Origin of the sequence: Nostoc sp. UIC 10630 (genome assembly GCF_010747425.1) — a bacterium.
In the GTDB taxonomy this organism is placed as follows: domain Bacteria; phylum Cyanobacteriota; class Cyanobacteriia; order Cyanobacteriales; family Nostocaceae; genus Nostoc.
Genome location: NZ_JAAGOG010000029.1, coordinates 41,369 through 54,868, shown reverse-complemented (window position 1 = coordinate 54,868; position 13,500 = coordinate 41,369). Strand labels below are relative to the sequence as shown.

Here is a 13,500-nt window from a genome sequence, read left to right as displayed (position 1 = left end):
TATTTATTATATTTGAAACTTAAATTATATGTTTAAAGATTACTTTTAGTAAATCTCCTTGTGTAAAAGGTTTAGTTAAATAGCCTGATGCTTTGACCATCTTAGCTTTAGCTCTATCTATAAATCCTACTTTTTCTGACACCAGAATTACAGGTGTATTTTTAAAATGTGAGTGTTTACGCAGCAAAGAGCAGAGTTCATATCCGTCTAAATTAGGCATCAAAATATCCAACAAAATGATGTCGGGTTTTGTGTGAACAATCTGCATTAAAGCTTTTAAAGAATCGGTAACTCCCACAACACAAAAGGTTTGCTCATCTAAATAACTTTGAATAGTATTCAATACCGTAGGGCTGTCATCAATACAAAAGATGGTATAAATTTTTTTGTCTACAGGAGGTTCGGTAGTTCGCTGACCCCTATGTTCATTAGTATTAATAGAGTAGACTGGTGGTCTATAGCCGTTTGTTCTAAAAGAGTTTGATCTACTTTTGTTCTTAGATTTTAGCTCATTGATTTTGAACAATTCTGAGGGGTGTGATTGAGAAGTTGGCGAAGTCTGACAATCAGCAGCTTCTCTATGAGAGGCTACGCCAACGCTTTGGGGCGTTTGACATCGTTCAACCAGTAAGCGGAGATTAAGATGGCAAAACTTTGGCATGTCATCTAGAAAGCTTTCAGGAATAAATTCATAACTCCCCTCTTCTAAGTTCAAAAATGACTCCAGAACTTCTAGCGCCAACTGCTCTATCAGCATCGCCGCTTGAAAGGGACTGATATATTTCTGATTAACTAACCAACAAATAGCCAAATAATCTGGGTTCGGTATTGCCTGATTTTCAATCCCAGTTTCAAATATCGCCCGTAACTGTTCGTGAATTTCACGAGGGAGAGTCGAAATTTGCTGACTCAAACGTTGCAAATTTCTGTAAAGTGGCTCAAACATTTTCTCTGAGTAGCAGGCATAAATTAGTTTACCTTCATCTACATATATTGACCAAGAGCCTGATCTGCTAAACACCTGCAAACAACCAGTAACAGACTTACCAGTGATTTTTTTCAACAAAGATAAAGGCTGGAGCTTTTGAAAAAATCTGTATCTATTAATCGGAAGTGTCTTCATTGGGATAGCTCTGGAATAAAATTAACATTGCAGGCGAAATTAGTGAATTACCTTTTCGGAATTCACTGCGACTTTGTTGGAAGCACTATCAGATAAATATAGCGGTCACATTTGAGTTAGTACAGAGATTCCACACCCCCCAACTCTTAATTAACCAATCTCTGTTAAGCTAAAAAGCACGAATTACAACTAAACCAATCCATATTATTGCCCAATAGCAAAATGGCCCGACTGGTTGCCAGGATATAGTATTTCAAAAACTAGATTGGTTTTGTGTATCTTTTGCTAATCTAGCCAATCTAACAGTAACTCAAGTGCAACAGATAGACTATTGGCTCTCGCCCATCAGTCACAAAAGTATCATTGTTATCCGTATCTAGTAGCCTAAAATTGCAGATACTTTAGTTCTCTTAGAAAAGTCTTTTTTGCCCCTCATAGTTAAGTCTGGAGCAATCAAAATCTCCAGTGCTGTAGATGAAAAAGCCTTTCTATCAAGGCTTTTATGGATTAATTCAGCAATGAAGAGCAATATTTTGGTCGCCATAACTAAAGTTGTCTGGTACTTTTGCTAGAAGTTTATTCTTGAGGGAAACTTCATCAAGAGAAAGAGTATTATTAAAAACTAAGCATTCAAAAAGCCCAATGTCTTACTTAGGTCTTGAGCTTGTAGAGCAACTCTTAGTGTTGGGACTGGGCAAAACTACCAATTGCACAACAAGAATGGGAAACCTCCGACCAAGGATGAGTTAGCTGGCAATTGTCGCCATAATGGTGTGTAGTGAGATGCACAGGCGAGCAAACCAGCAGAAGGGAATCTCTTCATAAGTACTGGAAACGGGTTCTAATGATGTTGGGGGCAAAATATTCACCCGGCACAAATTGAAGTGACAAATTCAAGAACTTACAGCGAAATTCTTGATTAGTAGTACATACCTGCAAAATAGCTATTTCCTAGCTAGATGGTAGATAACAAGTAACGTACTCACTAAAATTTAGATTACTATAATTTTCAAAAAAAGTTAGAAGAAATATCTAAACTTCATGATAAATCAGTAAAGTAACCATGAAAACTAATTAATATTATCTTTTAGTATTTTTTTGCTCTAATATCCGGGAGGGCTAGAAATGTACAGTCAAAGATAATTGTGCTTGCTTATTTAATTACACTTAATAGATAATTGAATCATTTTATAATAGCAATTTAACCGAAGAATCTCAAGCTTTAAAAGTCACCAATATAAATATAGAATTGCCTGCGTAGGCGTAGCCGTCGTAAATATTGCATTCATTAACCCAGAAAGTATATGTAGCAAAAAGACGCAAAGAATTCCTTTGCGTCTTTGGTGTGAGATTTATAAGTAAATATTCTCACCGTTATAATTCTCCATCTACTTAAACTTGCTCGCGCCAGCACCAGCTTAAAAGTGTGCCACCAGCCACCAACTTAACTACTTCCAGTACCCAATAACTACCGTGTAATAAATTCATGGTTGATGGAATCGCTGCTGCTGCTTCAAATAGGTTTAGCTGAACTCCTATGGCGCACATTTGCGGAGTTAAGAAATAAGTGTCAAGCACAGCTATAGTTAGCAGCAGTCCAGATAAAATAATACTGCCAATGCGCCAGTGATATTGGGTTTTACCCAAAGCTAATGCTCCTGTCAGTACTACAGCAGCAGACAATAATTCCATCCGATTGAAGTTCCAAAAAATCGTATAGCCTGCTGTTGTAAAACCAGCTTGACTCATCATGCCAGAAAGATAAAGGCTAGGCATAATTACCCAGTCTAAAACTAAACTAGCACTGAGCCAAAAGCCCAAAGTCAATATTATAGCGGTTTGCCAAATTGGTCGTTTGAATTCAAGGCTAGAAATAGCAGTCATAAAATAATTGCGTGTGTTGTATTTCTTAGTTTCTAACTTCACCAGCAATTTGACAAGAAATATCAATTAACCTTTACAAAGCGACTTATCTTAATTGATTCTTAATCCAACCCCAAGATTTTTTAAACTTAATTGAGAAATATTAAGATATTTTAAAAAATAATTTAAATAGATTTTTTTTTAATAAATACTCAATTTTTCTTGAGTTTTCAGCCAAAAACTGGAAACTTAAGAAAGATGATAATTAGTGGTTCAATTGAACGAAGTCACTTATTTCTCTTGAAATGTCCAGACCCCTTCATCCCAATCTGACTCTGTTGGCGGTGATTGTAACCAATGCTGACAACGTAAAAGATGTAACATAGCAGCTTTATCTTGGTTGTCTGCTGCTAAAACTAGGGCAAATTCAGCCCTAGCACGGTTAAAATCGCGTTTGAGATAATACTCGCGTCCTTTATGATAATGCTCAATGACTTGCAATTTTTCGCTTTCAATCGGGTTGGAACGCAAACCGAGTAATTCATAGATGGCTACTGGCTCATTTCTGCCTTTGACACGAATGTAATCTAGTTCCCTAGCCCAAATATGATCTTGGCATGGTTTAAAAGTGTTATGGCTAATAATAATGTCGCAACCATACTGTTTACTAACACTTTCTAATCGAGAGCCAAGATTAACGCCATCACCAATGGCGGTAAATTCCATCCGTTTACTAGAGCCAATATTCCCACTAATCACAGTATCTGAGTTGATACCAATGCCGATTTTAATTCTGGGCTTATCATCTACATAGCGACGTTGATTAAATTCGTGCAGGCGAACGCGCATTTCTAAGGATGTTTGCACTGCCATCCAAGCGTGTTCTTCTAATGCGAGAGGAGAACCAAACACAGCCATAATCGCATCGCCGATGTATTTGTCAAGCGTGCCTTTATGTTTAAAGACTGCCTCCACCATTGATTCAAAATATTCATTGAGCATACTTACCACTTCTTCTGCTTCCAAGTTTTCCGTTAAAGTGGTGTAGCCGCGAATATCAGAAAATAAAATCGAAACTTCTTTGCGATCGCCTCCTAGTTTAGCATCATCTAATTTCAGCAGTTCTTCCGCTAATTCCTGGGTCATGTAGCGGTACATGGTACTTTTGAGCCGCTTTTCATCACTGATATCTTCCATCACCACCAGCGCCCCCCGGACTTGCTCGTTGTCGCTGGCATCGGCAATTGTGTTAATGGATAAATTAATACTGTGCTGCTCTGTACCAGTAGTTAAGAGTGTGCGATCGGGGTAATACTGCTGGCGACCTTTTAAGTCAACCGCATGTAAAGCATCTTGGTACCACTTGCTAAAGTCACCTTCTTTGATACCAATGACATCATTAACTAATTTACCTTCTAAACGGTCATCTATTCCCAGTCCTAGCAAACGTTGGGCGCTTTCATTAGCGGCGATAATTAAGCCAGTTTTATCAGTGGAAACCACTCCATTAGAAAGACTACGCAGAATATCTCGTTGCATTTGTTCTTGTTGCTTAACTGTGGCAAACAACTGGGCATTTTGCAGCGCAACTCCGGCTTGAATATTAAAAGCTTCCATGAATTCTTCATCGTTGCGGTCAAAGCTAGCTTGGAAGCAGTCGGGAGCTTTGGGCCAATCAGCTGGATTATAAGCGGGAAAATCACCAGTTTTCTTTTTATTTACGAGTTGGGTAACGCCAATCAGTTGTTGATCGGCGTTAAATACTGGCATACAAAGTAAGCTACAAGTGCGATAGCCATTTTGCTGATCGAGTTGTTTGGCTGTATCAGAATCAGGATCGTAGTATAAATCAAAGGCAATATTCAGTTTCTTGCCAGAAGCCGCTACTATACCAGCAAAGCCTTTGCCTACAGGGACTCGCAATTCTTTAGTTGAACCATCATCCTGAGTGATTTTCGTCCACAATTGATGACGTTCGTGGTCTATTAACCATAGTGTACTGCGATCGGCATTCATCAGTTCCTTGGCTTCATCCATCACCCGCTTCAGGGTGTCTTCTAAGTCGAGGCTGCTTTGAGAGAGAGACTTGATGGCCTTCATTAGCGCCGCCACTGCTCTTTGTTTTTGGGTGGCGACATAAAAAGAGCGCGACGATTCTAAAATTAGGCGAATCGAAGGGGCAAATTCTTGAAATAATTGTTCGTCACAAGAGAGAAAACCTTTGGTATCAACGCGCTCTGCAAGGGGAGCGGCGTGATTATTGCCTGATTTTAATTTATTCAGTAATTGTACTACCGCAACTAACTGTCCATGTTCATTTAACAGTGGTAAAGCCAGCATGGTGTAGGTGCGATAGCCAGTTCTTTTTTCTTGTTCTTGGGCAAAATGCGATCGCGGATCGTTATAAAAATCAAAAGGAATATTGATAACTTGTTTGAAAGTAGCGACTTCTCCAGCAATTCCTTTATCGGCGGGGATACGAATTTCTAAAGAGCGATCGCCTTCCCCCTCAGCTAAAATCGACCAGAGTTCTTGTTTTTCCTCATCCAATAAAAATATCGTTGTCCGGTCTGCTCCCAGTAATTCCCCGGTTTTCAAGGTAATCGAATGCAACATTTCTTGCAGAAGAGTTTCAAACCCCTGAGAATCCAGCATTGATAGGGTTTGATGGACAATCTGTAATTTTTGCTCGACATCCTGAACGACCTGCTTAAAAGTATCTTGAGTCAGGGGAGCAAGAAACGTAGAAAAATTTCCTTTCCTTGTGGCAAGAGCGCCCACAGGAGCAGAATTTGTTTGTAATTCGAGGTTTTCTTGGTTGTGAACACCAATAATCAAATCGGTGGTTTCCCCATAACTTCCTTGATACACTGACATAACTGGTATTTTATATAGCAGGATGAGATTTTAGATTTAAGAATGAGATGAAATTTATGTAAGTTGTGCTAAAAACAACAATGCCTTGATATTATCCATAGTTTAATCGCTTGTTTAGCTAGCGTCATCCTGTGAATAAGGGTGGAAATTGATTACTAACAGCCATATTTGACCAAAACCCTTTCCCACTGACGGATACAGATGATAAATAGAGGGTCAGACCCCTCTGATTTAACCGATGAAACAATGCTATCCGTATCTTTTAGTGAGCAGATCCAGACCTCTCTCCGAGATGCTACGCAAACAAAGTCGGGCTAGTACCGCAAGGCGGAAGTCAAAAGTCAAAATGAATACAGCGTAAGAGTTTCATTGATTTAGAATAGGTGGTTTATTTACGCCGTACTGTACTAGAGCCGCTGACTACAAACTTTTAATTAACGATCCGATCGCCTTTACCAATTCTTCTGGATCTACAGGTTTGGAAATATGCTGTTGAAATCCGACAGCGATCGCTTGCTGAGAATCCATCTCTCCAGCATAGGCAGTTAAAGCGATCGCGGGAATTGTCCCACCTTGCTCTGGTTTTAGACTCCTGATCTGTCGCATCAGCATATAACCATCCATTTCTGGCATCCCAATATCGCTAATAATCAAATTTAGCTGGGATTGACTCAGTGCAGTTAAAGCTGCAATGCCTGAAGCTACAGCTGTCACCGTTGCACCATATTGCTCCAGCATAAAAGGTAAAAATTCTCGCATATCTGCATCATCATCGACCACAAGAATCTTTAAGCCAGATAAAGGTAAAGATTGATCTGGCAGCAGTGAGGAGGTATTTATTTTATCTTTGATTCCTTTACTTTCATCCTGTAAACATGGAAGTTGGACGGTGAAAGTTGCTCCTTTTTCTTCACCCAGGCTTTCTACTTGCACAGTTCCCCCATGAAGTTCTACAAGATGCCGGACGATCGCTAATCCTAAACCTAAACCGCCAAATTTCCGGGTTGTGGCCCCATCTGCTTGACGGAAATAATCAAAGACGAATGGTAAGAACTCAGGTGCAATCCCTTTCCCTGTGTCAGTTACGCAGATTTGTACCTGTGAGCCAACCTGCCCTAATTTAATTTTTACCTGTCCTCCACTAGGAGTAAACTTAATGGCATTGGAAAGAATATTCCAAATGACTTGTTGTAATCGATTGCCATCACCTAAAACTGACCCGACACCAGATTCAAGAATTGTCTGAATCTCGATGGATTTAGCCTGTGCTGATAAACGCACTGTTTCGATCGCAGCTTCAATGACTGATACCAAATTAATGGGGCCGAAGTTGAGGTTAAGTTTACCCTGAAGGATGCGGGAAACATCAAGCAAATCTTCAATCAATTGGGTTTGTAACTTGGCGTTGCGCTCAATGGTTTCGAGGGCGCGATCGCTTGTTGCTTGGTCAAGTTTGCGACTCCGCATCAACTTTGTCCAACCCAGAATGGGGTTAAGCGGGGTTCTCAGTTCATGGGATAGCACGGCTAAAAATTCATCTTTGATGCGGTTTGCTGATTCCGCAGCGTTTCGAGCCGTTCGTTCGGCTTCGTAAAGGTGGGCACGAGCGATCGCTTGGGCGCATTGTTGAGCAACAGCCAAAAGAAACGCTCGATCTTCTCCACCAAGCTCTTGAAGTTGGGCAAATCCTAAAGTGATTCCTCCAACTGCCGAACCCTCAACCATCAAGGGAATAGAAATCCAGGCATCAATGTCATATTGAGCGTAAGCTTCAGCTAGATGAGGGTAACGAGCTATTCTATTTTGTCTCGATTCAGCCCAAGCAGGTTGTCCAGTCCGCACAGCTTCGGCTAAAGGCGAAGGTGAATCAATAGGAAAATGCCGCCAAGCCTCCACCAAATCTTGCTTATAGCCAACCGCACGCACAATTTCTAGTTCAGTCTTGTTTTCATTCAGTAAGACGACGAGGGCAGAACTGGCTTTTAAGGCAGCCATACTTTGCTCTACAATAACTTCAGATACTTGGGCTGGTGTCAGCGATTCTGAAAGGGCAGCTGTGATGGATTGGAGACGGGCAATGCGCTCTAGGGCTTGCTCTGCCGTTTTTTGTGCTTGCTGTGCTTCTTGGTAAAGGCGGGCATTATCAATGGCGATCGCTGCTCGATGGGCAATATCTTCAGCTAGCGACAAGTCAGCAGTGCTGTAAAGACGTTCTGATTCTGCTGTAAAAAAGGAAATTGCACCAAAAATTCTTTCACGTGCCATCAAGGGCAACATTATACAGGACTTTAAACCAATTTCACGTATAATCCTTAGATGTTCTGCATCTTGGATGCTTTTTGCTAATAGTGCATCTGAGATTTCAGTTACTATTTCAGGAATTCCTGTACGCAGTACTTTCGGCACACCTACTGGTTCATCCAACTTTCTCGGATAATGCTGATGAAGTTGCCAACCGAGTTTAACTTTCTCTGGATCTCGGTGAGCAACTGCTACCCGATTAATTGATTGGTTGTCTTGTAACAAATCAACGCTGCACCAATCGGCGAAGTAAGGCACAACTAAGCTTGCCACACTTGCTAGTGTGCTTTCGTAATCGAGAGAAGAAGCGAGGGTTGCACTGACTTGAGCCAAAAATGCTGCTCGTTGCTGATCTGCTTCTGCTTCCTGTCGCGCGGTTTGCTCTTGAATCAGTTGGATACGTTCGGCTTCAGCTTGTTTGCGATCTGTAATATCAAGCACAACACCACTCATGTGTGTGGCTTTACCTGCTTCGTTGAAAAAGGTTTTTCCTCGGCAGGCTAGGTAGCGGATACTGCTGTCATCCCAAATAATTCGATATTCTAAATCATGCTCTACGCCTTCGTTAATGGCTCGACTCAACGATTGAGCTAGCAATGGGCTATCATCTGGATGCAGACGAGCTAAAATGGCTTCAGAGGTTGCAACAAAAGTTTCAGGTGTTAACCCAAATAGTTGATAAATCTGCTCATCCCAGTCAAACAAATCATTGGTAATATCCCAACTCCAAACGCCAATTTTGCCAGATTTCAATGCCAGGTTAAGCTGTTCTTGGCTATTCTCTAAACCTTGATAAAGACGAGCATTTTCTAGAGAAATAGCAATTTGAACTGTCAAAATATCCAGTACGGAAAGTTTTTCCTGTGTAAAGGCGCTGGGGATAAGATTGTTTTCTAAATATAAAATACCAACTAATTTCGACTGACGCGCGATCGGTAAACAAAGTACTGATTTGGGTTGTTTTTGGATTACATACTCATCTCCAGAAAACATATTTTGCTCAGTAGCATTCTGCAAAATCACTGTTTCCTGAGTTCGCTGAACATAATTGAGCATTGATTGCGGAATAAATTTTGAAATTTCGCCATCAAATACGGGTCGAGAAACATTGAGTTTTTCAGCCTGGGAATTAACCTTAGCTTCTACTTCTATGACCATATTTTGCTCATTTTCAAGCAACAAATAACCGATTTCGGCCCCTGCTTGCTCGATGACAATTTGCATTAATGTCTTCAACAACCGCGAAAAAACAATTTCACTAGATATGCTTTGAGAGGCTTTAACTACTGATAAAAAGTCTAAATGCTCGCCTGTCGTAATAAATGTCCCGTTAGAAGTAAGCTGTTGTTGTGGCAATAACTGAGGATAGGATGCTTCGAGGTGCTTAACTTTCGCAGATGCCTCCCAGCGCAGATATGAATTTTTCGCTTCTTGTAAGTAAGTTTTGGCAATTAATTCAAACTCTCGCTCAAAGTAAAACTTAGCACCTAGCTCATTAGCCAAAGCTTCATATTGTACAAATCCCTGCTCACGGGCTGAAGTAATTGATTGCTCATACAAGCGCATTGCTTCCAAGTCTCTACCTTGAATTTGAGCTATTTCAGCAGCTACTAATTGAGACTTGTGTAAGAAGTTTTCAGGGCAGTGGTAAGCCCAATATTGCAATTGTTGCTGATGGGATTCTAGAGTTAGCAAAAACTGTTCTTGCTCTGGAAAAGATACTGTTGGATAAAGAGCTGTTAAAGTCAGTGAGTAATATAAAATATAATCTGTTTCAATGGGTAACGCCAGTGTCGCAACTGAAAATTTAGATAATTTTACTGCACAACTTAGTGCATCTGCATACTGTCCATAATTAAAAAAAATAATTAATTTGATAATATAATAGAAAATAATTCCACTGACAAAACCTGCATCTGTAATAATAGATAAAGCGTAGGATTCATCAAATTCATCATTACTTAGAGTCAAAGTTTGGTGAGTGAGTCCGCGCAGATTCATCAACAACATCTGCTGTAGTCTGATTGTCTGATAGACAGCCTCATGTTTAGACTGGCGGGCAAATGCAGTATATTTTTCTAGCGATTTGTATGTTTCTGCAAGTGGAAAACCTAACTGGATAATTTGCCACGAGCCTTGATAACCATTGTAGTTTGCCATCGTCACATCGCCTGCTTCCACACAACCGATAAATCCCTGCTCTAAAAATGGAATATCGGTAGCAATATGGTTACACCAAACGTTAATATGACTTCCATGAATATGTAGAACAACTCCTCTAAGTTTAAAGTCGTGAAACTTTTCATTCAATTGAATTGTCATCTCAGAAAATGCATAGCCTGTAGGAATATCATGGAAGATAGAAACCAACAACATGGCATACATACTGTAAGCAAAACAGGAATCTGCCGTATTCCCAAACTTGAGTGAGTAGTTAACTGCTTTAAGTACGACTAAAGGAAAGAGATGAGGTCTACCAAGATAAGTAGGCGGGCCCAAAGTTGTCAATAAACTAATTACTGTTTTAATATTGGGGTCTTCAATTACTAAAGCATTAATTAAATCAGAGACTTGTCTGTTATCTAAATTAGTTGATATCTGGTTTATTTCAATTGCGATCGCAGCTTGCACTTCCTCATCTGTATCAGGGAATGCCACCTCAAAAAGTTTTAAAGCTTTTAATCCTAATGTTAGCGCCTCTTCATATCTACCCGCGACTTGATAGAGTCTGATTTGCAGCATGTAAATATTAGATTTGTCTACATGAGATTCTGCTTTGAGCAATAGTAACTCAAATAATTCTTCCGCTTGTTCTAAATTCCCCGTTAAGAATTCACATTCAGCTAGTTCTCTAAATAAAGTAAATGTTTGTTCATATTGCTCTATCCAGGCATTTTCAGCTAAAAGATTCATGGCAACGCTAAAAAGTCTTTTAGCAGGAGTGTAGGCTGTAGATGCTTTTGCTTTCTTAGCAGCGATTAAATTCAATCTTACCAATTCATCTTTTTCTGTCTGTTCAATAATCAGATTAACCGCGAGATTTAGTTGATTGACTAAATCAAAAATTTGCTCATTTACTTGTTCCTGATTAGAATTTTTCAGCAAAAGCCGCCCAATCATCAGATGAACTACCGACTTGGATTCATCAGCAATTAAGGAGTATGCAGCTTGTTGAACTCGGTCATGATAAAAACGATAGTTTCTACAAGTAGTTTCATCTGACTCTATGAGGATAATTAATCCTCTTAAAATTGCTTCAACAAGGGCATTTGCTGTTTCTTGAATAGATTGTTCACCAACGATCGCTAAAACTTCTAGATCAAAGCGATTACCAATACAGGAAGCTAATTTAAGCACTTCTTGAGTTGCGGGTGGTAGCTTTTGCATCCGCCCAATCATCAAGCTGACAATATTATCTGTAATACCTTGGGCTTCAATCTGAGCTAGATCCCATTGCCAAATCCGATATTGGGGTTCAAAAATCAGCAAATTTTCTTGATGCAGTGTTTTCAGAAATTCATTGACAAAGAAAGGATTACCATCAGTTTTTTGGACAATCAATTGAGCAAGAGGTTCTACTCGTTCTGCTGAACTATGCAATGTATCAGCAATCAATTGATTCACATAAACAAGATTTAAGGGAGTAAGAACAATTTCAGTTTTTCTTACTCCCTGCTGGCAAATCTTCTCAATCATTAAACTAAATGGATGCACAACATCTACTTCATTATCTCGATAGGCTAAAATAAAGCAGAGATAATGGATACTAGACCCAGTAATGACGGTTTGAATTAAATTTAAAGTAGCGCTGTCTGCCCACTGCATATCATCTAAAAAAACAGTGAGGGGATGCTCCTTTTGCGAAAATATGCTGATAAAATTTTGAAATACTAAATTAAATCGATTTTGAGATTCAGCAGGTCCCAACTCTGGTATAGGTGGCTGTTCGCCAACGATTAATTCAACTTCTGGAATTACATCGGCAATTAATCTACCATTGTTTCCTAATACTGCTTGTATTCGCTTTTTCCAATTGGCAAGTTGCTCTTCTGGTTCAGTTAAAATTTGTCTAACAAGTGTTTGAAAAGCTTGAACAATCGTGGAGTAAGGAATATCTCGTTTGTACTGATCAAATTTACCAGAGATAAAAACTCCCCGTTCTCGCACAATCGGCTTATGAATCTCATTAACTAAAGAAGATTTACCAATTCCAGCATATCCAGAGACGAGGACAATTTCTGGTTTTCCTTCGCTAACAACTCGCTCAAATACTTGGAGAAGCTTGGCAAGTTCTTGTTCTCGCCCATATAATTTTTGGGGAATTTGAAAGCGCTCTGAAATATCTTGCTCACCTAAAACAAAGGATTTAATTTCTCCGGTTGTCTCCAATTGCTTTAAGCATTGTTCCAGATCAAATTGCAAACCTAAAGCGCTTTGATATCTCTGTTCTGCAACCTTCGACAACAATTTGATAATGATGTCACAGAGCATTTGGGGAATATCATAGTTGAGCTTTTTCGGAGATGGCGGAGATTGGGCAATATGACAATGCACCCACTCTAATGGGTCTTTGCCTTGAAATGGTAGCTGACCTGTCAGCATCTCATAAAAGGTGACTCCCAGTGAATACAAATCGCTACGATGGTCAATTCCTCGATTCATCCGCCCGGTTTGTTCAGGTGCAAGATAAGGTAAACTGCCTTCAATGCGACTGGAACTGCTAACTATTTGCTGCTGATATGGAATAAAAGCAGCAATTCCAAAATCGGCAATTTTAACCTGACTGGTATCGAGGTTAACTAAGATATTTTGTGGCTTAATATCCTTGTGGACAATGTTATGAGTGTGAATTTGTGCCAGTTTGCTGGTAATTTCAATAGCAATTTTTAAGAATGAAACAGGTTCTTGAAATTGGTCTAGCAACTGATCGAGCGATCGCGCCTCAAAATCCTCCATAATCAAATAAGGGATTCCCTGGTGCATCTCTAAGGCGTATACCTTGACTGCGGCAGCGATATTTAACCTTTGAGCGATCGCATACTCATGTTTGAGTTGTTCAATATTATTGGGTGTACACTGGTCTGGACGTAGCCCTTTGATAATTACCGGACACTGGTCTTTAACCTTGATCCCACGGTATATGACTGCTTTTACCCCTGCTTTTAACAAAGTGACAATTTTAAATCCGGGTAATGCAATCATCATGCTAAATGCTCCAGCCGTGCTTCTTCCGAGATAATTCGAGCTTAATTGTATTTTAGATACATTTCTTTGGGCAGATGAAATTTAGATGATATCAGCTTCAGACAATCACTTCTGCTGACTCTACAGACAAA

Annotated in this window: 5 protein-coding genes; all 5 read right to left on the bottom strand. The window is 39.8% G+C overall.

Going from position 1 to position 13,500, the window contains the following annotated elements:
* Positions 1-19 precede the first annotated feature (19 nt).
* Complete coding sequence (locus G1O98_RS10345) at positions 20-1,123, bottom strand: response regulator (RefSeq protein ID WP_163928710.1); 1,104 nt, start codon at positions 1,121-1,123, stop codon at positions 20-22.
* A 376-nt stretch (positions 1,124-1,499) separates the two neighbouring features.
* On the bottom strand, positions 1,500-1,667 hold the full coding sequence (locus tag G1O98_RS10340; protein ID WP_163928709.1) for a hypothetical protein: 168 nt from the start codon (positions 1,665-1,667) through the stop codon (positions 1,500-1,502).
* Positions 1,668-2,515: 848 nt separating this feature from the next.
* Entirely contained in the window at positions 2,516-3,007 is a 492-nt protein-coding gene (locus G1O98_RS10335) for a hypothetical protein (RefSeq protein ID WP_114085352.1), read from the bottom strand.
* Positions 3,008-3,277: 270 nt separating this feature from the next.
* Positions 3,278-5,863: an adenylate/guanylate cyclase domain-containing protein gene (locus G1O98_RS10330; RefSeq protein WP_163928708.1), complete on the bottom strand. Its 2,586-nt coding sequence runs from the start codon at positions 5,861-5,863 to the stop codon at positions 3,278-3,280.
* Between the two features lie 420 nt (positions 5,864-6,283).
* Positions 6,284-13,369 (bottom strand): AAA family ATPase, encoded by a 7,086-nt coding sequence (locus G1O98_RS10325; RefSeq protein ID WP_163928707.1) that lies wholly within the window; start codon positions 13,367-13,369, stop codon positions 6,284-6,286.
* Between the last annotated feature and the right edge of the window lie 131 nt (positions 13,370-13,500).

Excerpts from the sequence above, each read along its gene's own strand:
- G1O98_RS10345 (WP_163928710.1), bottom strand. The coding sequence starts at position 1,123 with ATGAAGACACTTCCGATTAATAGATACAGATTTTTTCAAAAGCTCCAG.
- G1O98_RS10340 (WP_163928709.1), bottom strand. The coding sequence starts at position 1,667 with ATGGCGACCAAAATATTGCTCTTCATTGCTGAATTAATCCATAAAAGC.
- G1O98_RS10335 (WP_114085352.1), bottom strand. The coding sequence starts at position 3,007 with ATGACTGCTATTTCTAGCCTTGAATTCAAACGACCAATTTGGCAAACC.
- G1O98_RS10330 (WP_163928708.1), bottom strand. The coding sequence starts at position 5,863 with ATGTCAGTGTATCAAGGAAGTTATGGGGAAACCACCGATTTGATTATT.
- G1O98_RS10325 (WP_163928707.1), bottom strand. The coding sequence starts at position 13,369 with ATGATGATTGCATTACCCGGATTTAAAATTGTCACTTTGTTAAAAGCA.